The 22,374-nt window shown below is 62.5% G+C and carries 22 protein-coding genes; 12 read left to right on the top strand and 10 right to left on the bottom strand.

The genetic code is table 11. The features are described 5' to 3' along the window. Nucleotides 1-118: 118 nt before the first annotated feature. From fabF to fabD, 4 genes are all read right to left on the bottom strand, one after another. Nucleotides 119-1,381: a beta-ketoacyl-ACP synthase II gene (gene fabF / locus V8Z65_RS06030; RefSeq protein ID WP_338723961.1), complete on the bottom strand. Its 1,263-nt coding sequence runs from the start codon at nucleotides 1,379-1,381 to the stop codon at nucleotides 119-121. 28 nt (nucleotides 1,382-1,409) lie between these two features. Further along, nucleotides 1,410-1,646: an acyl carrier protein gene (locus V8Z65_RS06025; RefSeq protein WP_046103861.1), complete on the bottom strand. Its 237-nt coding sequence runs from the start codon at nucleotides 1,644-1,646 to the stop codon at nucleotides 1,410-1,412. Nucleotides 1,647-1,871: 225 nt separating this feature from the next. Beyond that, the gene (gene fabG, locus V8Z65_RS06020) at nucleotides 1,872-2,609 is read right to left on the bottom strand and encodes a 3-oxoacyl-[acyl-carrier-protein] reductase (protein ID WP_338723181.1); all 738 of its coding nucleotides are present in this window, start codon (nucleotides 2,607-2,609) and stop codon (nucleotides 1,872-1,874) included. Between the two features lie 57 nt (nucleotides 2,610-2,666). After that, on the bottom strand, nucleotides 2,667-3,617 hold the full coding sequence (gene fabD / locus V8Z65_RS06015) for an ACP S-malonyltransferase (RefSeq protein ID WP_338723180.1): 951 nt from the start codon (nucleotides 3,615-3,617) through the stop codon (nucleotides 2,667-2,669). Nucleotides 3,618-3,937: 320 nt separating this feature from the next. Between fabD and rpsF the strand changes: the two genes are divergently transcribed. The 11 genes from rpsF (at nucleotide 3,938) to V8Z65_RS05960 (ending at nucleotide 14,448) form a co-directional block, all read left to right on the top strand. Beyond that, nucleotides 3,938-4,324, top strand: a complete 387-nt coding sequence (rpsF, locus tag V8Z65_RS06010) for a 30S ribosomal protein S6 (RefSeq protein WP_338723178.1) — start codon at nucleotides 3,938-3,940, stop codon at nucleotides 4,322-4,324. Nucleotides 4,325-4,348: 24 nt separating this feature from the next. After that, complete coding sequence (gene rpsR, locus V8Z65_RS06005) at nucleotides 4,349-4,597, top strand: 30S ribosomal protein S18 (RefSeq protein WP_104894674.1); 249 nt, start codon at nucleotides 4,349-4,351, stop codon at nucleotides 4,595-4,597. Nucleotides 4,598-4,689: 92 nt separating this feature from the next. Then, the gene (rplI, locus tag V8Z65_RS06000; protein WP_338723176.1) at nucleotides 4,690-5,256 is read left to right on the top strand and encodes a 50S ribosomal protein L9; all 567 of its coding nucleotides are present in this window, start codon (nucleotides 4,690-4,692) and stop codon (nucleotides 5,254-5,256) included. A 247-nt stretch (nucleotides 5,257-5,503) separates the two neighbouring features. Further along, a complete protein-coding gene (locus V8Z65_RS05995; RefSeq protein ID WP_338723174.1) occupies nucleotides 5,504-6,988 on the top strand; it encodes a replicative DNA helicase in 1,485 nt (494 codons plus the stop codon). Nucleotides 6,989-6,990: 2 nt separating this feature from the next. Then, on the top strand, nucleotides 6,991-8,118 hold the full coding sequence (gene alr / locus V8Z65_RS05990) for an alanine racemase (RefSeq protein WP_338723173.1): 1,128 nt from the start codon (nucleotides 6,991-6,993) through the stop codon (nucleotides 8,116-8,118). Between the two features lie 674 nt (nucleotides 8,119-8,792). After that, nucleotides 8,793-9,347, top strand: a complete 555-nt coding sequence (locus V8Z65_RS05985) for a DUF1697 domain-containing protein (protein WP_338723172.1) — start codon at nucleotides 8,793-8,795, stop codon at nucleotides 9,345-9,347. Between the two features lie 2 nt (nucleotides 9,348-9,349). Continuing rightward, the gene (gene radA / locus V8Z65_RS05980) at nucleotides 9,350-10,756 is read left to right on the top strand and encodes a DNA repair protein RadA (RefSeq protein ID WP_338723959.1); all 1,407 of its coding nucleotides are present in this window, start codon (nucleotides 9,350-9,352) and stop codon (nucleotides 10,754-10,756) included. Between the two features lie 116 nt (nucleotides 10,757-10,872). Then, a complete protein-coding gene (locus V8Z65_RS05975; RefSeq protein WP_338723171.1) occupies nucleotides 10,873-11,505 on the top strand; it encodes a CvpA family protein in 633 nt (210 codons plus the stop codon). Between the two features lie 109 nt (nucleotides 11,506-11,614). Beyond that, entirely contained in the window at nucleotides 11,615-13,117 is a 1,503-nt protein-coding gene (purF, locus tag V8Z65_RS05970; RefSeq protein WP_338723169.1) for an amidophosphoribosyltransferase, read from the top strand. Continuing rightward, nucleotides 13,117-13,851 carry an SDR family NAD(P)-dependent oxidoreductase gene (locus V8Z65_RS05965; protein ID WP_338723168.1) on the top strand — a complete coding sequence of 245 codons (735 nt, stop codon included), beginning with the start codon at nucleotides 13,117-13,119 and terminating at the stop codon, nucleotides 13,849-13,851. Before purF ends, V8Z65_RS05965 begins: the two co-directional genes overlap by 1 nt. Before the next feature lie 3 nt (nucleotides 13,852-13,854). Beyond that, nucleotides 13,855-14,448 carry a GNAT family N-acetyltransferase gene (locus V8Z65_RS05960; RefSeq protein WP_338723167.1) on the top strand — a complete coding sequence of 198 codons (594 nt, stop codon included), beginning with the start codon at nucleotides 13,855-13,857 and terminating at the stop codon, nucleotides 14,446-14,448. Here the strand turns inward: V8Z65_RS05960 and V8Z65_RS05955 are convergent. From V8Z65_RS05955 to guaA, 5 genes are all read right to left on the bottom strand, one after another. Beyond that, complete coding sequence (locus V8Z65_RS05955) at nucleotides 14,445-15,722, bottom strand: hemolysin family protein (RefSeq protein ID WP_338723958.1); 1,278 nt, start codon at nucleotides 15,720-15,722, stop codon at nucleotides 14,445-14,447. The genes V8Z65_RS05960 and V8Z65_RS05955 overlap by 4 nt on opposite strands. 136 nt (nucleotides 15,723-15,858) lie before the next feature. Further along, nucleotides 15,859-17,310 carry a ribosome biogenesis GTPase Der gene (gene der, locus V8Z65_RS05950; RefSeq protein ID WP_338723166.1) on the bottom strand — a complete coding sequence of 484 codons (1,452 nt, stop codon included), beginning with the start codon at nucleotides 17,308-17,310 and terminating at the stop codon, nucleotides 15,859-15,861. Nucleotides 17,311-17,337: 27 nt separating this feature from the next. Further along, nucleotides 17,338-18,102, bottom strand: coding sequence for a tetratricopeptide repeat protein (locus tag V8Z65_RS05945; protein ID WP_338723165.1), 765 nt, complete (start codon nucleotides 18,100-18,102; stop codon nucleotides 17,338-17,340). Nucleotides 18,103-18,190: 88 nt separating this feature from the next. Beyond that, on the bottom strand, nucleotides 18,191-18,781 hold the full coding sequence (locus tag V8Z65_RS05940; RefSeq protein WP_338723164.1) for a 2'-5' RNA ligase family protein: 591 nt from the start codon (nucleotides 18,779-18,781) through the stop codon (nucleotides 18,191-18,193). 234 nt (nucleotides 18,782-19,015) lie between these two features. Continuing rightward, nucleotides 19,016-20,587 (bottom strand): glutamine-hydrolyzing GMP synthase, encoded by a 1,572-nt coding sequence (guaA, locus tag V8Z65_RS05935; RefSeq protein ID WP_338723163.1) that lies wholly within the window; start codon nucleotides 20,585-20,587, stop codon nucleotides 19,016-19,018. A gap of 76 nt (nucleotides 20,588-20,663) precedes the next feature. Between guaA and V8Z65_RS05930 the strand changes: the two genes are divergently transcribed. After that, entirely contained in the window at nucleotides 20,664-21,884 is a 1,221-nt protein-coding gene (locus V8Z65_RS05930; protein WP_338723162.1) for an acyltransferase, read from the top strand. Here the strand turns inward: V8Z65_RS05930 and V8Z65_RS05925 are convergent. After that, the gene (locus V8Z65_RS05925; RefSeq protein ID WP_338723161.1) at nucleotides 21,881-22,363 is read right to left on the bottom strand and encodes a TspO/MBR family protein; all 483 of its coding nucleotides are present in this window, start codon (nucleotides 22,361-22,363) and stop codon (nucleotides 21,881-21,883) included. The two genes, V8Z65_RS05930 and V8Z65_RS05925, sit on opposite strands and share 4 nt — an antisense overlap. Between the last annotated feature and the right edge of the window lie 11 nt (nucleotides 22,364-22,374).

Genomic DNA, 22,374 nt, shown 5'->3' with positions numbered 1-22,374 from the left:
GTCATTGTTTTTGCGCCAGATTGTGGCGGGGCGCCGGCATTGTTCGCATGCCCGCGCTCAAAGACAAGGGGCACACCGCAGGTGAATGCGATGTGCCCCTTACAATTGGTGGAAAAGTTTAGCTGACCTTGCGCATCACCAGTGTGGCATTGGTACCGCCAAAGCCGAAGCTGTTGGACAGCGCCACATTGACGTTCTTCTTGAGCGCCTTGTGCGGCACGAGATTCATCTCGGTCTCAACCGAAGGATTGTCCAGGTTCAGCGTCGGCGGCACGATGCTGTCGCGCATGGCGAGCAGGCAGAAGATCGCCTCCACCGAGCCGGCAGCGCCTAGCAGGTGGCCAACGGCCGACTTGGTCGAGCTCATCACTGCGCCCTTGGCCGCATCACCCAGCACGCGGGTCACTGCGCCCAGTTCGATCTCGTCACCAAGCGGCGTCGAGGTGCCATGGGCGTTGATATAGTCGATCTCGGCGGGTGAAATGCCGGCGCGCTTGACTGCTGCGCTCATGGCGCGGAAGCCACCATCGCCATCGGGCGAAGGCGCAGTGATGTGATAGGCATCGCCCGAAAGGCCATAGCCGATCACCTCGCCATAAATCTTGGCGCCACGGGCCTTGGCCCGCTCGTAATCCTCGAGCACGACAATGCCCGCGCCTTCGCCCATGACGAAGCCATCGCGGTCCTTGTCATAGGGACGCGACGCGGCGGTGGGATTGTCATTAAAGCCGGTCGAGAGCGCACGCGCGGCCGAGAAACCGGCCAGCGACAGGCGATTGACGCAGCTTTCCGTGCCACCGGCCACCATCACGTCGGCATCGCCCAAGGCGATGAGACGGGCAGCGTCGCCAATGGCGTGCGCGCCGGTCGAACAGGCTGTGACCACCGAGTGGTTCGGACCCTTGAGACCAAAGCGGATCGAGACCTGGCCGGAGGCCAGGTTGATGAGCCGGCCCGGAATGAAGAAGGGGCTGATGCGGCGCGGCCCCTTTTCATGCAGGGTCACGGACGCATCATAGATGCCGCCAACGCCGCCAATACCCGAGCCGATCAGAACGCCGGTGCGCTCCTGCTCTTCCTGGGTCTTGGGCTCGACACCCGCGTCCTGGATGGCCTGAGTGGCCGCAGCCATGGCATAGACGATGAAAGGATCAACCTTGCGCTGTTCCTTGACCTCCATCCATTCGTCGGGGTTGTACTTGCCGTCGGCATAGTCCCCAAGCGGAATGCGGTGGGCGATCTGGCAGGCAATATCGTCGATTTCAAAATCGTCGATACGCTTGGCGCCACTCTTGCCGGCAAGAATATTGGACCAGGTTGCTTCCACGCCGCAGCCAAGCGGCGTGACAAGACCCAGTCCGGTGACGACGACTCGGCGCAATTCCATGGTCAGCGGCCCGGTCCCCAGCTTAGCTGGTGGCCTTGGTCAGAAAAGCGACCGCGTCACCGAAGGTCTGGATCGACTCGGCAGCGTCGTCAGGAATCTCGACCGAGAATTCTTCCTCGAATGCCATCACCAGTTCGACCTGATCCAGGGAGTCAGCACCCAGATCGTCGATGAAGCTGGCCTTTTCGGTGACCTTCTCGGCATCCACATTGAGGTGTTCCACAACGATCTTGCGGACCCGATCAGCGACATCGCTCATATTTGACTTCCCTTTTTAGAAATCGACGTTTCGTTTCGCTTCTTATTGGCGCAAAGCCAAATCATCAAGCGCCCAATTGGTTTGCACCGGGGCAATGTAAGCGGCCTTCCAGGCGCCCGCAAGGCGGACTGGCAGAAGGGACCGGGGCGCGAGGTATCATGTTTTATCCGCCATAGCCAGCCGCAATCGCCAAGGTTTCCAAGGCTTTTGCCCGGGAAATGCGTGTCAGAGCATTGCCATGCCGCCGTTCACATTAAGCGTGTGCCCGGTGATATAGGCGGCCGCCTCGCTGGCCAGGAACACGCAGCAGCCGGCTACTTCCTGCGCCGTGCCGAGCCGGCCGGCCGGCACCGTGGACAGGATCGACTCACGCTGCTTGTCGTTGAGTTCGTCCGTCATGGCCGAGGCGATGAAACCCGGGGCGATGGAATTGACGGTGATATTGCGGCTGGCCACTTCATAGGCCAGCGCCTTGTTCATGCCGATCAGGCCCGCCTTGGAGGCGGCATAATTGCCCTGCCCCGGATTGCCCATGACGCCGACCACCGAGGAAATACCGATAATGCGGCCCCAGCGCGCCTTCATCATGCCGCGCAGCACGGCGCGGTTGAGGTGGAAAGCGGCGGTCAGGTTCACCGCAATCACTTCATTCCACTCGTCATCCTTCATGCGCATGAAAAGGTTGTCGCGGGTGAGGCCGGCATTGTTGACCAGAATGTCGACGCCGCCCATGGCCGCCTCGGCGCTGGGCACGAGCGCGTCGACTTCTTCGAGCTTGGAGAGGTTGGCCGGCAGGATCGGGCAATCCTTGCCGATTTCCTTGGCCGTTTCTTCCAGCGCACCGACCCGCGTGCCCGACAGGGCCACCGTAGCGCCCGCCGCGGCCAGCGCCTTGGCGATCTCGCGACCAATGCCGCCGCTGGCGCCGGTCACGAGAGCGCGTTTTCCAGAAAGATCAAACATTTAGGTCTCCTCCGGGGAGAAAGCGATTCAAGCGCTTCAGATTTTGATTCAGGTGTCTCAGGCGCCCAATTGGGCGACAAAGGCGTCGATATCGGCCGGCGAGCTGATCGCCTGGGCCGAGGCATCGGGCGCAATGCGCTTGGCAAGGCCCGTCAGCACCTTGCCCGAGCCGAGTTCGACCAGATTGGCCACGCCGCCGGCAGTGGTGAGCCAGGTGACGCTTTCGGTCCAACGCACGACCCCGGTCACCTGCTCGATCAGGCGCTGGCGGATGTCGGCGGGGACAGAAATGGGGGCGGCCAGCACATTGGCCACGAGCGGTACGACGGGGGCCTTCATCTCCACTTCGGCGAGCGCGGCCTGCATGGCATCGGCTGCCGGCTGCATCATGGAGCAGTGGAACGGTGCGCTCACCGGCAGCAGCAGCGCGCGCTTGGCGCCCTTGCCCTTGGCGATTTCCACAGCGCGCTCAATTGCGGCCGTGGCGCCGGAGACGACAACCTGCCCGGGCGCATTGTCATTGGCCACATCGCAGACCTCGCCCTGCGCCGCCTCGGCCGCGACGGCCTTTGCCGTATCGAGATCGAGCCCCAGAAGCGCGGCCATGGCGCCATGCCCCACCGGCACGGCCTTCTGCATGGCCTGGCCGCGGGTGCGCAGCAACCGGGCAGCATCGGCCAGGCTAAAGGTGCCAGCGGCGCAAAGCGCGGAATATTCGCCCAGCGAATGGCCGGCGACATATTTGGCGTGATCCTTGAGCGAAACGCCCTTGGCCTCGAGCACGCGAATAACTGCCATGCTGACGGCCATCAGCGCGGGCTGAGCATTTTCCGTCAAGCGCAGAATGTCCTCTGGCCCCTCGAACATGGTGGCCGAAAGCCGCTCGCCCAGCGCTTCGTCAACCTCATGGAACACGGCGCGCGCCTCAGGAAAGGCAGCTGCAAGATCCTTGCCCATGCCGACGGCCTGGCTGCCCTGCCCGGGAAAAGTGAAAGCGGAAATGGACATGATCGATCCCTTTTCGAGCCAATGTGACAAGCCGCGAACGGGCTGTCCAGTTGCCCGGCGCTTTGCAGGGAGTGTGCGGCAGAGTCAAGGCGAACCCGTCCCGGCGCTTGCCTTCTTCCCCTGTTTCCCTTATAGCCGCGCCAGCAATTCGTTTGGCCGGGGGCTGAACGGAGGGTTTTTCCTTTTGGAAAGATAGGGTTCTTCGGACCCGGCCTCCCGTGTTCCCGCTCTTTGCAAGACTGCTTTGACGCCTTTCCGGCTTCGAAGGGGCTCCGCGCCAGGCAAATGCTGAGTAGCAAACTCGAAAGGAAGGCGCATCAATGGCCCTTTACGAACACATCTACCTGGCTCGCCAGGACGTTTCCCAGCAGCAGGTCGAAGAGCTCACCGCTCAGTTGACCGAAGTGCTCGGCCAGGGTGGCGGCAAGGTCACCAAGAATGAATATTGGGGTCTCAAGGGCCTCTCCTACCGCATCCGCAAGAACCGCAAGGCTCATTACACCCTGCTCAACATCGAAGCGCCGGCCACCGCCGTTGCCGAGATGGAACGCCAGATGCGCATCAATGAAGACATTCTGCGCTTCATGACCGTGCGCGTCGACGAGCTGGAAGAAGGCCCGTCCGCGATGATGCAGAAGCGCGACCGTGACGACCGCGAAGGCGGCCGCGGCGGTTTCTCCGCTGAACGCCGTCCGCGCCGCTTCTAAGACAAGGAACGAGAAAAAATGGCTATTAAAGACCTTACCACTTCCCAGGCTCGCCGTCCGTTCCAGCGTCGTCGCAAGACCTGCCCGTTCTCCGGCGAGAATGCGCCCAAGATCGACTACAAGGACGTGCGCCTGCTTTCGCGCTACGTGTCCGAGCGCGGCAAGATCGTGCCGAGCCGCATCACCGCCGTTTCGGCCAAGAAGCAGCGTGAACTGGCCCGTGCCATCAAGCGCGCCCGTTTCATCGGCCTGATGCCCTACGCCGTCCAGTAAGGCCCTGCCCTACCGGATTTGTTGGAGCCAGCGAATGGTTCGCGGCTCCTAACCGCTCCTTTTGAGAGCGGGACAGCCAAAGGAAAAAAGACATGAAAGTCATTCTGCTCGAACGCGTGGGCCGCACCGGCACCATCGGCGACGAAGTCAACGTCAAGGACGGCTTTGCCCGTAACTTCCTCCTGCCCCAGGGCAAGGCCCTGCGCGCCACGGAAGCCAACCGCAAGAAGTTCGAAAACGAACGCGCCCATATCGAACAGCGCAATGAAGAACGCCGCAATGCCGCTGCCGGCATTGCCGAGGGCCTCAATGGCCACGCCGTCATCATGATCCGCCAGGCCGGCGAAACCGGCCAGCTTTATGGTTCGGTCGCTGCTCGCGACATCGTCGACGCCCTGGCCAAGAACGGCTTCACCGTTCAGCGCAACCAGGTCGACCTTGCCGATCCGATCAAGACCGTTGGCGTGCACACCGTTGCGCTCTCGCTGCACCCCGAAGTGGCTGTCGAGATCACCGTCAATGTTGCCCGTTCGGAAGACGAAGCCGAGCGTCAGGCCGCGGGTGAGGACGTCACCGTCCACACCTTCGAGGCTGACCAAGACGGCGATTTCGCTGCCGGCCAGCAGGACGCGGCTTCGGACGACCGTTTCGAAGAATAGTCGCCGATCACAATCGGTTCTGAAAGGCCGGGCCCAGCGCCCGGCCTTTTGCTTTTGGGCGATAATTGCGCCAGACTTAGTCTGGCGCGACGGTGAGTCCATCCGCGCAACCGGCGCGCGGCGGAATCCCCGTTGTCCACAGAGTTCACAGGGGCCGTTAGGGAAACTTCAACCCTGCCGCCGCTAGCCCAAGACTCACACCAGAATTGCGTGGTTAAGAAAGGTTAACCCTCCCGCAGGAACCGTCATGGCCGAGATCGCACGCCTTCACCCCGCCGAAGACAAAGCCTTTCGCGTCGCGCCGCATAATGTGGATGTGGAGCAGGCGCTGCTGGGCGCCATCCTGATCAATAATGACGCCTTTTATCGCGTTGCCGATTTCCTGCTGCCCGAGCATTTCTACGAACCCATCCATCGCGAGATTTACGAGCTCGCCGGCAAGATCATCCGGGCCGGCAAGGCGGCGGAACCGGCCACGCTCAAGACTCACCTGCCCGACCAGCTCCTGCCAGACGTGACCATGATGCAATATCTGTCGCGCCTGGCTGCCGAGGCGACGACGGTGCTCAATGCAGCGGACTATGGCCAGGCCATCTACGACCTCGCCATTCGTCGCAACCTGATCATGGTCGGCGAGGAGATGGTCTCGGTCGCCTATGAAGGCGACGTCGAGATGACGCCGGTCAAGCAGATCGAAAAGGTTGAGGGCGAACTGTTTCAGCTCGCCGAAAAAGGCCGCTATGATGGCGGATTCCAAGCCTTTGGCGCCGCACTCAACGCCTCGATCCAGATGGCCGGCGAGGCCTTTCAGCGTGACGGCGGTCTTTCGGGTATTGCCACGGACCTGCACGATCTCGACCGGCAGATGGGTGGCTTGCAGCGAAGCGACTTGATCATCCTTGCCGGCCGTCCCGCCATGGGCAAGACCTCGCTCGTCACCAATATCGCCTATAATGTCGCCAAGGCTTGGCGGGGCGATGTAACGCCTGACGGCCATTCCAAAACGGTCAATGGCGGCGTTGTCGGCTTTTTCAGCCTGGAAATGAGTTCGGAACAGCTCGCCACCCGTATTCTGGCCGAGCAGGCGGAAATCTCGTCCTCCGACATCCGCCGCGGCCGCATTCACGACAATCAATTCGCCAAGCTGGTCGATGTTTCCAACATCATGAGCAAGGTGCCGCTTTATATCGACGATACCGGCGGCATTTCGGTGGCCCAGCTCGCCGCCCGCGCCCGGCGGCTCAAGCGGCAAAAGGGCCTGGACCTGCTCATCGTCGACTATTTGCAGCTCCTGTCCGGTTCATCCAAGGCGTCGAGCCAGAACCGCGTGCAGGAATTGACCGAGATCACCACCACCCTCAAGGCGCTCGCCAAGGAGCTCGAAGTCCCCATCATCGCCCTCTCCCAGCTCTCGCGCCAGGTGGAAGCGCGCGACGACAAGCATCCGCAATTGGCGGACCTGCGCGAATCGGGGTCTATCGAGCAGGATGCGGACGTGGTTCTGTTCGTCTATCGTGAAGAATACTATCTCAAGAACAAGGAACCCAAAGAGGGCACGCCGGAGCATCTGACCTGGCAGGGGGAAATGGAAAAGGTGCATGGCAAGGCGGAAGTGATCATCGCCAAGCAGCGCCACGGCCCCACCGGCACCGTGCAGTTGAGCTTTGAGGCGCAATTTACCCGCTTTGGTAACCTTGCTCGGGCAGACTACCTGCCCGAACGCATGGAATAGGCATGGCGCTGACATCTGGCCTTGGCGGCCAATTGAGTATCGATCTGGGGGCATTGGCCCGAAACTGGCGCGCCCTGGACAAGGTGAGCGCCGGTGCGTTGACCGCTGCGGTGGTCAAGGCGGACGCCTATGGCGTGGGCATAGACAAGGCCTCCAAGGCGCTGCATGCCGCCGGCGCGCGCTTCTTTTTCGTGGCCACGCCCGATGAAGGCATGGCCGTGCGCGCGGCGGTGCCGGATGCGCATATCTTCATTCTTTACGGGCTCTATCCGGGCGCGGCCAATCTCTACATCCGGCAGAACCTGATGCCGGTGCTGTCCTCCATGACCATGCTGGACGAATGGCTCAGCAAATGCGTGGAGCGCAACGAGGCTTATCCCGCGGCCTTCCATTTCGATACCGGCATCAACCGCCTGGGCTTCCGACTCAATGAGGCGAGCCTGGTACGCGAGCGGATCGAAAAGCTCGGCTATGCCCCGCAAATGGTCATGAGCCATCTGGCCTGCGCCGACACGCCGAACCATGAAAAGAACCGCACGCAATTGGCCCTGTTCGGCTCGGTCATGGCGCAGTTTCCGGGCATTCCGGCCTCGCTTGCCAATTCGGCGGGCCTGATGACCGGCCGCGATTACCATTTCCAGATGGTGCGCCCTGGCATAGCCCTTTATGGCGGACGCGCTGTCAGCGGACGCAAAAACCCGATGCAGCCGGTCGTAACCCTTCACGTTCCCATCTTGCAGGTGGCGGAGGGACGCACGGGTGAGACGGTGGGCTATGGCGCCACCTATACGCTCAACCGCAATTCCAAGCTCGCCATATTGGGCTATGGCTATGCCGATGGCTTCCTGCGCTCGCTGTCCGGCACCAATCCCCGACCGGGCGGCAAGGTATTCATCCGCGGCAAGCTGTGTCCGGTCATCGGCCGGATTTCCATGGACCTGACCGTGGTCGACATCACCGAGCTGGCCGACAACCTGCCCACGCCCGGCGAAGGCGCCGAAGTGCTGGGCGCCAATGTCGGCGTCGACGATCAGGCGGACGCGGCGGGCACCATCGGCTATGAAATCCTCACCAGCCTCAAGGGGCGCTATTCCCGCAATTATGTGGGCGACGGGCATTTGCCGGAGTAGATCCGGACCGTAGGCAATATCTCCCCGGTGGGGATGTTTCGGGCGACTTCGCAAACGGCTCGCGCGTCGAGGACCTGGCTCCGGTGGAGACGCGTCAAGCAAGTGGGCCATGAGCGTTATGCGCGAATGGCTGGCCGGGTGGGGGTATCCAAGCACCTGTCCCTCTTATCCCCGCCCTCAAAATCTGCCCCATAATCCCCCCATTCCTCTCGCGACGGGGCGGCCTGCAGCGACCAGAGGCGGGAGGGAAAGCCGGGCATGGGGCAGTCGCGTGCAGCCATGGTCTGGGGGGCGGTCGGTGAGAGTTCGAGCCTGCTGTCGTTCTTCAGATCGGCAGCTGAAGGCGGGTGCCTTAGGGCGGCCGCGCCGGACAGCCTTCCAAGTTACCCTCTAACGAGAAACTTCGCAGACGGTTCGCACAGCGAAGGCGCGGCTCCAGTGGAGCCGGGCCAGGCAAGAAGGCCTTGAGCGCTATGCGCGAATGGCAAGCGTTCCCGAGACGGCTTTCGTCTCAGTTTTTTAGTTTCAGGGACGGCAGCCGTCTCGGGACTCCGCTCTTATCTGATAACCGCGAGGCCCGGCGGCACTTCAGCGCGCCATTTGTTCCCACTTCGTTCTTGCTCGAACATGGCCATGGCTGCTAGTATTCCGCACGTTCAACACACGGATTCGCCTTGGCCAATTCTCCGATCCTCTTCGCCATCCTGCTCCGCGCCATTGGTCCGGTGACGCACAAGCTGATGAGCATGGCGCAGTGGCGCGAGGCGTCCGAGATCGCCGGGTTCATCGCGCCGGAAACGCTGGTGAACACGGGCAATATGATTGCCGGATTCGAGGGATCGGCGGCGGCAGCGCGCGGGGCCATGGAGCCGGTACTGCGCAGCTTCGGGCTGGGCGAGAATGTCGCCGCTATCGTCCGAACGCCTGCGCAGATGAAAAAGCTGCTTGCGGCCGATCCAATTGCCGATGCGGCGCAAAACCGGCCGGCCCAGACTGGCGTCTATTTCTTCGCTGCCACGCAGCCGGACTTCACCTGGATCCGGGACCACGATGGGCCCGAGATCATCCATGTCGTGGCAAACCATCTGGTCGTGGACTTTTCACAGGACGTGGCCAAGTCCGGCAAGCTGATCCGAAAAATCGACAAGCTGTGTGGGCTCAACACCGCCCGGAACTGGAACACGACACGCAAGCTGGCCGAGCGCCTAATCGCGCGGGAGAAAGAGTGAGCGTGGCCAAGAACCGATCCCAATTCATCTGCCAGTCCTGTGGTGCCGTCTCTTCCCGCTGGCAGGGCCGCTGCGATGCCTGCGGCGAATGGAACACCATTGTCGAGGAATTGGTGGATTCGGGCGTCGGCGCTGGCCCCAAATCGGCCAAGGCCAGCGGGCGCCCGGCCAATCTGGTGCCGCTTTCGGGCGAAACGGAAAGCGCGGCCCGCGTGGTCACCGGCTTTGCCGAGCTCGACCGGGTTACGGGTGGCGGCTTTGTCAAAGGCTCGGCCCTGCTGGTCGGCGGCGATCCGGGGATCGGCAAATCCACGCTGCTGTTGCAATCGGCAGCGGCCCTGGCCAAGCAGGGCAAGCGCGTCATCTATGTCTCGGGCGAAGAAGCGGTCGCGCAAGTGCGCCTGCGTGCGCAGCGTCTCGGCCTGGGCGAGGCCGGCGTATTGCTGGCGGCAGAAACCAATGTCGAGATCATCCTTGCCACGCTGGAAAGCGGACCGCCGCCGGATCTGGTCATCATCGACTCGATCCAGACCTTGTGGACCGACCGCGTGGATAGCGCGCCGGGAACCGTCACCCAGGTGCGCACCTCCGCCCAGGCACTGACCCGGCTTGCCAAGAAGAGCGGTGCTGCGGTCGTTCTTGTCGGCCATGTTACCAAGGACGGGCAGATTGCCGGGCCGCGCGTTGTCGAGCATATGGTCGACGCGGTGCTCTATTTTGAGGGCGATAGCAGCCACACCTTCCGCATCCTGCGCGGGGTCAAGAACCGTTATGGCGCGACCGATGAAATCGGCGTCTTTGCCATGACCGAGCGGGGCCTCGAACAGGTGGCCAATCCCTCTGCCCTCTTTCTCGACCAGCGCGACAAGGATGCGGCCGGTTCGGCGGTCTTTGCCGGGATGGAGGGCACGCGGCCGATCCTTATTGAAATTCAGGCGCTGGTCGCCCCCTCCCCGCTCGGCACGCCGCGCCGGGCCGTGGTGGGCTGGGATTCCTCGCGCCTTTCCATGGTTCTGGCGGTGCTCGAAACCCGCTGCGGCGTGCGCATTGGCGCCAATGACATTTATCTCAATGTGGCGGGGGGCCTCAAAATCAACGAGCCGGCGGCCGATCTGGCGGTTGCCGCTGCGCTGATCTCATCGCTGACCGGTGCGGCCCTCCCCGCAGATGCCGTCTATTTCGGCGAAGTCTCACTCGCCGGCGGCGTGCGGCCGGTGGTGCATGGGGCGCTGCGCCTGCGCGAGGCGGAGAAGCTCGGGTTCGGATCGGTCGTCACCGGCAAGCTGGGCAAGGCCGACCGGAATGGCAATCTCGAGGTCACCGAATATGCGCAATTGAGCGACATGGTCAGCCGCATCGCGGCGCGCGGCAAGCGCCCCATGCCCGAGCCGGAGCCCGAGGGGTGGTAAACAAGTGGTTTCGGGGGAGATTGAACGGCACTGTCGCCGCTAGGCTTGGCAGGGCGCGCCAAAGCCGCTAAAGGTCCAGCCAAAGCCGGGGCGGCAAGCAAACAGGGCAAATACATATGCTGACTGCGTTCGATGTTGGTGTGGGTGTGCTGGTGCTGATTTCAGCAATCCTGGCGACCGCGCGCGGATTGACCCGAGAAGTGCTGTCCCTGGCGACCTGGGCGGGCTCGGCTGCTATTGCCGTCTATATGTGGCAGTACCACCCCGATATTGCCCGACAATATATTGCCGAACCGGTCGTTGCCGACATTGCCACGGTTGTGGTGACTTTCATTGTCGCGCTGATCGTGCTGCATCTGCTGACCATGCGCATTGCCGATTTCGTGGTCGATAGCCGCATCGGGCCGATCGACCGCTCGCTGGGTTTCGTGTTTGGCGTGCTGCGCGGCATTCTGATTGCCATTGTCGTCACCATTTTCGGCGTCTGGCTGCTGGGCACCAATCTGCCCGACTGGGCAGCCAATTCCCAGACGCTGCCCTATCTCGACAATATGGGCAAAACGCTGATTTCCATGCTGCCGGAAGAACTTGAGCAGCAGGTGACCGATATTCTTCAGGGTGGCGGCGCCAACCTGACTGAAGACCCGCAGGCCCCGGCCGCGCCGCTGGAAGGCGGCACGCCGGACCCAAGTGTCGATGGAACGGTCGATCCGACCGATCCGGTCGTCGACCCGGCACCCGAGGCCTGACACCAAGTGATTTCGGCGGGCAGCAGCGCACCCGCCGCAATCCTGCCGACCAATCATGTCATTGGTGGCCGGCAGGCAAATGCGCTATTTGCGAGCAGGCCCAATTCGCATGGAGACCCCGGTGACCCATTGGAACGATGACGATTTCGATCTCAATGGAGACACGCTGCACGAGGAGTGCGGCGTGTTTGGCATTTTGGGGCATGATGATGCCTCGACCCTGACGGCGCTGGGGCTGCATGCCCTGCAGCATCGCGGGCAGGAAGCGGCGGGCATTGTCAGTTTTGACGGCCGCCAGTTCCACCAGGAAAAGCATATGGGTCTGGTGGGCGACCACTATACCGACCCGGCCGTCCTCGCCAAACTGCCCGGCAATATCGCTATCGGCCACACCCGCTATTCCACCACAGGCGAAGTGGCATTGCGCAATGTGCAGCCACTCTTTGCCGAATTGGAAGTGGGCGGCATCGCTATCGCTCATAACGGCAATTTCACCAATGGCCTGACCCTCCGGCGCCAGATCATCGCGACCGGCGCCATCTGCCAGTCGACGTCAGACAGCGAAGTGGTGCTGCACCTGATCGCCAGGTCCCGGCATACATCCAGCACCGACCGTTTCATCGACGCGATCCGGCAGATGGAAGGCGGTTATGCCATGCTGGCCATGACCCGCACCAAGCTGATCGCGGCGCGCGACCCGGTCGGCATTCGGCCGTTGGTCATGGGCGATCTCGATGGCAAGCCGATCTTCTGTTCGGAAACCTGCGCCCTGGATATTGTCGGCGCCAAGTATGTGCGCGACGTGGAAAATGGTGAAGTCATCATCTGCGAAATCCAGCCCGATGGCTCGATCAGCATTGATGCGCGCAAGCCGGCCCATCAGGTCGCCGAGCGCCCTTGCCTGTTCGAGTATGTCTATTTCGCCCGCCCCGACAGCATGGTCTCGGGCCGCAGCGTCTATACGGCGCGCAAGAATATGGGCATCAATCTGGCCAAGGAGGCGCCGGTCGCGGCCGATGTCGTCGTGCCTGTACCCGATGGCGGCACGCCGGCGGCCATCGGCTATGCGCAGCAGAGCGGCATTCCGTTCGAGCTCGGCATTATCCGCAACCATTATGTGGGCCGCACCTTTATCGAACCGACCCAGCAGATTCGCGCCTTTGGCGTGCGCCTCAAGCATTCGGCCAATCGTGCCGAAATCGAGGGCAAGCGGGTCATCCTGGTCGACGATTCCATCGTGCGCGGTACCACCTCGGTCAAGATCATCCAGATGATCCGCGATGCCGGGGCCACCGAGGTCCACATCCGCGTCGCCAGCCCGATGATTTTCCATTCGGACTATTACGGCATCGACACGCCCGATCCGGACAAATTGCTGGCCAATCAATATGCCGATCTCGACGCCATGTGCCGCTATATCGGCGCCGATTCACTGGCCTTCCTGTCCATTGACGGTCTTTACGAGGCTGTGGGCGGCAAGAAGCGCGATCCCAAGGCGCCGCAATTTACCGACCACTATTTCACCGGCGACTATCCGACGCAGTTGACCGATCTGCATGGCCGCCCCATGAGCGATCCCAAGCAGATTTCGCTGCTCAAGGAAGCGGGTTGATGACTGACAATAGCGAACTGGCCGGTAAGGTCGTCCTGATTACCGGCGCGTCGCGCGGCATCGGCTATGCGGCGGGGATCGAAGCGGCGCAACGCGGCGCGCATGTGATTGCCGTGGCCCGCACGGTGGGCGGCCTTGAAGAACTCGATGACGCCATTCAGGCGTTGGGCGGCTCGACCACGCTCGTGCCCCTGGATTTGCGCGACGGCGATGCTGTCGACCGGCTCGGCGCGGCTATTTTCGAGCGCTGGGGGCATCTTGATGGTCTGGTGGCCAATGCTGGTCAGCTTGGCGTCCTGAGCCCGGTGGCGCATATCAAGCCGGACGATTTCGACAAGGTATTGGCGGTCAATGTGACGGCGAATTACCGGCTGTTGCGGTCGCTCGATGTGCTGTTGCGCCAGTCCGAGGCGGGGCGCGCGGTCTTCGTCTCGTCGGGAGCCGCCCGTTCGGCTAGGCCGTTCTGGGGACTCTATGCGGCCAGCAAGGCGGCGCTCGACGCGCTGGTGAAGTCCTATGCCGGGGAAGTCGCCAGCACCCGGGTGCGCGCCAATGTATTCTACCCCGGCGTGGTGCGCACTGCCATGCGCGCCAAGGCCATGCCGGGCGAAGACCCCAATACGTTGCCCACACCTGCCGAAGTAGCGCCAAAGCTGATCGACATGCTGAGCCCGTCGCTGAACGAAAATGGTCGCCTATTCGATGTCGGAACCGGCGCCTTCGAAGACATCTGAGCCATGGTGACCTTACGTCCTTACCGCCCTGACGATCTCGATGCGCTCTATGCCATCTGCCTCAGGACGGGTGATGCGAGCAAGGATGCCACCCCGCTGCATTCCGACCCGCAACTGATCGGGCATATTTATTCGGCACCCTATGGGGTGCTGGAGCCCGGCAATGTCTTTGTGGCCGAGGATGCCGATGGCGTAGCCGGCTATATTGTAGGCACCTACGACACGGAGCGGTTCAATGCGCGGCTGGAAGCGGAATGGTTTCCGGCGCTGCGGGCGCGTTATGCCCATGCGGAGGGCATGACACCCGCCGATCGGCAGCGCATTGCCGCCATCATGCGGCCAGACCGGTCACCCACCGACATCGTGGCGCGCTATCCCGCCCATATCCATATGAACCTGCTCGAACACCTGCGCGGGCAGCGCGTTGGCACACAATTGCTGCAGCGCTGGATCGCGCAGGCCCGCAATGAAGGGGTCCGCGGCATTCATCTGGGGGCCAGCGCCACCAATGCAGGCGGCATTGCCTTCTGGACCCGCAGCGGCTTCATGCCGCTCCGCAAGGACCCAGGCGCGGTCTGGTTCGGGATGGACCTTTAGCCCGCGACCTGCGGCGCAATGGGCGTCACCAGTACCTTGTCGATGCGGTGACCGTCCAGGTCGAGCACCTCGAAGCGCCAGCCGTCCTGCTCGAAGCTTTCGCCCACTTTGGGCATGTGGTTGAGCTGGGCCAACACGAAACCGGCCAGCGTTTCATAGCGGGCATCCCTGGGCACCGGCACATTGAAGCGTTCGGCGAAGTCATCGACCGGCATCCAACCAGCAATAAGCCAGGACCCATCCTGACGCTGGGTCAGCGCCGGTTCGTCGCCGGGCTCTTCGTTATAGATGCCGGTAATGACTTCGAGCATGTCGCCATAGGTGATGATGCCCTCGAAATGACCGTATTCGTCCACGACCAGCGCCATTTGCGCGCGTTCCTTGCGCATGGCTTCGACCACGTCCAGGGCGTCGGCATGCTCCATCACCACAGGCACCGGCTTGACCAGGGCGCGCAGATCGGGCTGCCGGCCCGCCGCCAGCGCCGGCAGGAGGTCCGACTGCGCCAGCACGCCGATAATTGAATCGGCGTCCCCTTCCTGCACCAGCACCTTGGTATGCGAGGTCTCGAGGATAATCTTGAGATTCTCCTCATAGCTGTCCTCGAGATCGATCAACACGACATCGAGTCGCGGCGTCATGATTCCGCGCGCCGAACGGTCGGCGAGGCGCATGACGCCGGAAATCATGGAATGCTCTTCGTGTTCCAGCACGCCGGCGGTTGTCGCGTCGGCGATGATCGAGCGGACTTCTTCCTCGGTAACGGGATTGTCCGATTGCCCGCCCTGCCCCAGCAGGTGCAGCACCAGCTTGCCGGTCACGTCAAGCAGCCAGACAATTGGCGAACCGACGAGGGCCAATATGGCCATGGGCTGTGCGACACGCGCCGCCACGGCCTCCGGGTTGCGTAGGGCGATCTGTTTGGGCACCAATTCACCCAGAATCAGCGAGGCATAGGTGATCAGCACCACGACCACGCCGACGCCGGCAATATCGGCGGCATTGTCAGGCAGGCCAATGTCCTTAAGCCAGGCGGTCAGGCGCAGGCCAAGCGTCGCCCCGGAAAAAGCGCCCGAGAGAATGCCAACAAGGGTGATGCCGATCTGCACCGAGGACAGAAACTTGCCCGGTTCCTCGGCGAGGCGCATGGCGGTGGCCGCGCCCTTATTGCCCTGGTCGGCCAATACCTTGAGGCGCGCCGGGCGGGACGAGACGACGGCCAGTTCCGACATGGCCAGAGCGCCGTTCACCAGGATCAAAACGACAACGATGATAATTTCTGTAAGCAATATGAAGCAATATTGGCACGCCGCGACCAATGGCGGGGTGTTACGACGCGCGCACTATAGGGCAAGCACAGGCCAGGTAAACAGCTGGCGGCGCCAGAGGCCTCCACCAGGCTCAGCTCAGCTATTTCTTATCGACATAGGGATTCTTGCCGCCTCGCAGCCAGAGGCGGATCGGCGTGCCCTTCATGTCGAAAGCCTCGCGCAATCCATTGACCAGATAGCGCTGATAGGATGCCGGCACCGCGTCGGGGCGCGAAGCGAAAATGATGAAGCTGGGCGGCCGGGTCTTGGCCTGGGTCATATAGCGCAGCTTGAGGCGGCGACCCGAGACGGCCGGGGGCGGATGCCCCTCCACCATGCCCGCCAGCCAGCGGTTGAGGCGCGAGGTCGAGACATGGGCATTCCAACTGCGCTCGATCTCGAAAATGGCGTCCATGAGCTTGTCGATATTGCGTCCGGTCAGGCCCGACAGGGTCACCAGCGGCACGCCGCGAAGCTGCGGCAGGAGGCGCTCGCAGGCCTCGCGCAATTCGGAAAGGGTCCGGTTCTTGTCTTCGATCAGGTCCCATTTATTGAGCGCGATGACCATGGCGCGGCCCTCGCGTTCCACCAGATCGGCCAGAGCGAGATCCTGCTTTTCGAACGGAATGGTGGCATCGAGCATGAGCACCACCACTTCGGCATATTGGATGGACCTGAGGCTGTCGCCCACGGCCAGCTTTTCCAGCTTGCCGGTCACGCGTGACCGGCGGCGGATACCGGCAGTATCGACCAGGTTGATCGTGCGGCCTTCCCACTCCCAGGGCACCAGGATGCTGTCGCGGGTAATACCGGCTTCGGGTCCCACCAGCACGCGGTCCTCGCCCACCATGCGGTTGACCAGAGTCGACTTTCCGGCATTGGGACGGCCAACAATGGCCACGTTCAGGTGACGACGGGGATTCCAGCGCAGGGTGGCGTCGTCCCCTTCGCCTTCGAGCATGTCCGGCGTGATATCGACATCAACCTCCGGCATGAGGTCGAGATCGGCCTGATCGCCCTTCCCCTCGAGCGCCTCCGCGGCTCTTTTTTCCTCGGCCTTGTCGATCGCGGCCGAGACGATGGAATAAAGTTCCGACAGCCCCAGGCCATGCTCGGCGGAAAGCGGAATGGGTTCACCGAAGCCGAGCTTGAAGGCCTCGACAAGACCTGCTTCCGCCGAGCTCGATTCCGCCTTGTTGCCGACCAGATGAACCTGTTTGCCGGCCTTGCGCAGAACCTGTGCAAAGCGCTGATCGAGTGGCACGACGCCGGCCCGGGCATCGATCATGAACAGGATGACATCGGCCTCGCGGATGGCCAGCTCGGTCTGCTGGCGCATGCGGTCTTCGAGGCTGCCGTCCTTGACATCCTCATAGCCGGCCGTGTCTAGCACCTTGAAGCTGAGATCAGCAATGCGCCCGTCGGCCTCGCGGCGGTCGCGCGTCACGCCGGGCGTGTCGTCCACCAGGGCGATCTTGCGTCCGACCAGACGGTTGAACAGCGTGGATTTGCCGACATTGGGACGGCCGACAATGGCAACAGTGACCGTCATGACGGTTTCCCCCGCTAGGCGCTGGTCTTATTCGGCTGCCGGTTCTTCGGCCGGCGCGGCCTGACCCTGGACAGCATCTTCCGCATTGTCCGCGCCATCCGGCCCGGCTGCTGCCTCGGCGGGCTCCTCCGCGGCAACGGTGCCCTCGGCCAGCATCTGGGCCAGGTAATAGGCCATGCGATTGCGGGCACCCGACTGGGCGAGCGGATCGTCGATCACCGCCTGAAAGCTTTCCTCCGCCGCGGCATAGTCCCCGGCCTTGTACTGCGCCAGACCCAGCAGTTCGCGCGCCACGCGGCGCATATGGTTGTCGTCCGTGGCCAGCGTGGCAATGCGGGCCTCGACGTCGGCGAGGGTGCCGTGGTCGACCAGGATATTGGCGGCCAGCAGCAATGCCAATTCGCGCAGACGCGGATTGGATCGGTTATTGGCGAGCGTGTCATAGGCCGCCACCGCACCGGCTGCGTCGCCCTCGTCGCTCAGCAGCGCCGCTTTGCGGAATTCGGCCAGCACCGGATATCCGCCGGAGCCATTGGCTGCCAGCGTGTCGAGCTGGGCCAGCGCCTCATCGAGATTGCCGGCCTCGGCCGCATTCAGCGCGCCATAGAATTCCTCCGAGGCCGCCGCCGACTGGCTCTTGGTATACCAGGACCAGCCCTCATTGACGGCCACCAGCGCAACGATGGCGATGGCTCCGCCAATGACGAAAGGCGCAAAGCGCCGCCACAGCGCCCGCATGCGATCGGTGCGCAACTCCTCGTCGATTTCGCGGAAAATGTTCTCGTTGGACATGGCGAGCCTAGGGCAAGAAAGAAAGCGTGGTGCAGCATGTATCACGCGCCCCCACGAATGCAAACCAGATGCGTCCCGGCATAGGCGCTCAGAATTTCAGCGGCCAGGAGGCCAGATGTTCGGCCCGGCCGGCACCGGCAATCGAATGGACGAGGCAGAAGCGGTTCACCCGGATATGCACTGGATACCGGAGCGCAAGCGCGGGCAGCCGGGCGGGCGCATACCATAGCGTGATATGGGGATTGAACTGGTGTCCGCCGACCCTGAGGCCAGCCTGCCGAATTTGCCGCCGCAAGTCCTCATAAAGCGCCAGGGCCTCGCGCGGCGGTGCCGAACAGTTCAGGACGGTCGGCACCGAGCCCCGTCGCCCCGACCGGCCGTTGTCCCAGGTCTGAATGCGATCCAGGATCAGGTCGAATGCCGGTCGGCGGATGGCGTCGCCTGCCAGCAGCGCCTCTTCGAGCTGGTGCGGCTCCAGTTCCGGCCCGCGTTGCAGTCCATTGAGCGACAGATGCAGGCGTCCGGCGGGCACGACGCGCCGCACATTGTGCTGCCGGCCCAGCACCCTTGCCTCATGCTCGATCCGCTGCGCAATGGCCGGTTCGGGATAGATCGCGAAATAGCTTCTATGTTCCACCGGTGATGGCCGGTGGCCGAACATATCCGGTTCAATGTCCATGATCGCCGTCCGTAATGTTCACTATTTGTTCTAGCAAATATCGTCCGTGCCACAGAGTCAAGATGGCCGAAGCAACAGTTGATCGACCGGACATGCAGGTACGGGTACTTTCCACGTGTCCGGCACGACATCGCGCCCATTGCGGAGCTGGGCCCTGCGCGCATGGCCATTCGGGCGTAGCCACCTAAAATCAGTCCACCGGACTGATTTTGCAGCGCTTCGCGCTGCCGGTGGCTACTCCCACTCAATCGTCCCTGGCGGTTTGGACGTCACGTCGTAGACCACCCGGTTGATGCCGCGCACTTCGTTGATGATGCGGGTTGCCGTCTTGCCCAGGAAGTTCATGTCGAACTGATAGAAATCGGCAGTCATGCCATCGACCGAGGTCACCGCCCGGAGGGCGCATACAAATTCATAGGTGCGGCCATCACCCATGACGCCAACAGTCTGTACCGGCAAGAGCACGGCAAAGGCTTGCCAAATCTTGTCATACTGGCCGGACTTGCGGATTTCATCGAGATAGATCGCGTCGGCCTGCCTGAGGATGCCGAGCTTTTCGCGGGTAATGCCGCCAGGGCAGCGAATGGCCAGGCCCGGTCCCGGGAAGGGATGGCGGCCGATGAAGCTTTCGGGAATGCCCAGCTCACGGCCCAGGGCACGCACTTCGTCCTTGAACAATTCGCGCAGTGGCTCGACAAGCTTCATATTCATGCGCTCGGGCAGGCCACCCACATTGTGGTGCGACTTGATGGTGACCGATGGCCCGCCGGTGAAGGAGACGCTTTCGATCACGTCCGGATAAAGCGTGCCCTGGGCCAGGAAATCGGCGCCGCCGAGCTTCTTGGCCTCTTCCTCGAACACTTCGATGAACAGCCGACCGATGATCTTGCGCTTGGTTTCGGGGTCCGACTGGCCTTCCAGTTCGCCGACGAACAGATCTTCGGCATCGACATGAACCAGCGGAATGTTGAACTGGTCGCGGAACATGGTGACGACCTGCTCGCTCTCGTTCAGCCGCATCAGGCCGTGATCGACATAGATGCAGGTGAGCTGGTCGCCGATCGCTTCATGGATGAGCACAGCCGCGACCGAGGAATCGACACCGCCCGAAAGGCCGCAAATAACCTTGCCGCCGCCGACCTGCTCTCGGATTTTCTCGATCATCTTCTGGCGGTAGGCCGCCATGGTCCAATTGCTGGCGATGCCGCAAATGTTGTGCACAAAATTGGCGTAGAGCTTGGCGCCGTCGGGCGTGTGCACCACTTCGGGGTGGAACTGCACCGCCCAGATGCGGCGCTCTTCATTGGCAATCATGGCAAAGGGCGCATTGGGCGAGGTGCCCACCACCTCGAACCCTTCAGGCAATGCCACCACGCGGTCGCCGTGGCTCATCCAGACTTGATGGTGCGAATCGAGGTCCCAGACGCCATCCGAAAGGCTGTTGGCCTTGTGCACGGTCACCTCGGCACGGCCGAATTCGCGATGATGCCCGGCCTCGACCTTGCCTCCCAGCGCCATGCAAAGCGCCTGCTGGCCATAACATATGCCCAGGATCGGCACCCCGGCTTCGAGAATGACCGGATCGATGGTGGGGGCGTTCTCGTCCAGCGTCGAGGCCGGGCTGCCCGACAGCACCACGCCTTTCGGGTTGAGTTCGGCCATGGCCGCGCCTGCGGACTGGAATGGATGGATTTCGCAATAGACCCCGGTCTCGCGAATGCGGCGCGCAATCAACTGCGTGACTTGCGAACCGAAGTCGACAATGAGAATGGTGTCGTTACGGGAGACGGTATCTGGGTGCTGCATGGCGAGCCTTTAGCCAGAGGATGCGGATTCCGCAAGCGGGGCGTTGGAGGAACGCCCATGCAATATTGGGGGAACAATGGGGAATCAAGACGCTCGCCTGCTTGGTGCGGACTTTGTGCGGGCCTCCGCCTGCCTCATTGTGCTGTTTCATCATCTGGCGCAGCGCATCGACTTTCGCACCCCGCTCGGCTCGGAGCCCATGCAGGTTTTGAGCAATGGCGGCGGCCTGGGCGTGGGCCTGTTCTTCGTGCTCAGCGGGTTCCTGCTGTCCATTCCGTTCTGGCGGGCGCTGGATGCCGGCGGCGATCTCCCCTCGCTGCGCGTCTACTGGCTTCGCCGCGCGGCGCGTATTTTGCCCTGTTTCTGGCTGGCGCTCATCGTCACCTTTATTCTCAGCGTGGCCCTGTTCGACGTCAAACTGGATCAATGGCTATGGCTTCGCCTCGTGGCGGGCTTTGCATTGGTCAGCGACTGGCACTGGCTGACCCTGTTTCCCGTCGAGGTGAACAGCCCTCTCTGGTCAATCGGCTTTGAGGCCAGCTCCTACTTTTTCCTGCCCCTGGGTTTTGCCGTTCTGGTGGCCTATGGCCGCGCGCTGCCGCCATGGGGCAAACGCCTGGCCTGGTTCGGCGTCATCGGCGCGGCTCTGCTCGCGCATATGACCTTCTATAATCTGGTCACGGTCGATCCCATAAACCGTGGCTGGGAATACGGCCTGCAGGGCGGCGCCAAGGTCTGGATGCCCTGGTTCAATCCGTTCAGCTTTTTTGCCATGTTTGCGCTGGGCGCGCTGGCAGGCGGACTGCAGACACTTCTTGCCGGCAAACGGAATTGGGCCGCCGATATGGTCTTTCTCGCCGCGATGATCGGGGCGGGCATCTTCATGTATCTCACGGCTCGTTTTGAGGGCGGCGAACTCTATGGCCTGCTCCAGGTCCCCTACCGCTTCCCCATCATGCACGCCATGGTTGCCCTGGCACTGGCTCTTGGCCCATCGACCCTGCTGGCCGGTCGCCTGCTCGACAATCCCTTGGTCGGCTATGTCGCGCGGGTGTCATTCGGCATCTATGTCTGGCACTACCTGCTCATCGAACTGGTGCGCAGGTTCTGGTTGCCCGACATGGCCCTTGGGACGATGACCGATGCCACCGCGTTCTGGAGCGCCTCGGCCGCCGTGGTGCTGGCGTCGCTTGTTGTCGCAACGGCATCCTACCGCTGGCTGGAGGCGCCCGTGGTCGGCTGGGCGCGCATGCTCGAGCCGGAACGCCCGGCGAAAGTGACCATTCGGCCCGCCTAGTTCAGCAGCGCGATGGACAGATTGAGATAGCCGGCAAAGCTCACCCAGGCGATATAGGGGACAAAAAGCCAGGCTGCGATGGGATCGTGCCGGCGTGCGGCGAGGATGAAGCCGGCAATGGCCAACCACATCGCGACGAGAATGATGAAGGCCAACCAGGGCATCTGCGCCAAAAACCACACCGGCGACCAGGCCCAGTTCAGCAGCATTTGCGCGCCCCAGAATTTCATCGCCGCTGATCGTGGCGCCGCCATCCACACGCGCCAGCCGGCAATGGCGATCATGACATAGAGCGTGAACCAGACTGGGCCGAAGACCCAATTGGGCGGATTGAGCGGCGGCTTGACGAGATTTTCGTACCAGACGCCGGGCTGCGACTGCGTACCGATCAAAGCGCCAATGCCCAGAACGGCAACCAGAAAGGCGGCCAGGGCGATCCATGGTTGCGGCGTACGATAGTCTATAGTGGCGGACTGCATCTCGTTCTCCC

The organism is Devosia sp. XK-2 (genome assembly GCF_037113415.1).
Taxonomy (GTDB): Bacteria; Pseudomonadota; Alphaproteobacteria; order Rhizobiales; family Devosiaceae; genus Devosia.
Note: the sequence above shows the minus strand (reverse complement) of the source record. Positions and strands in the feature narration are given on the sequence as shown.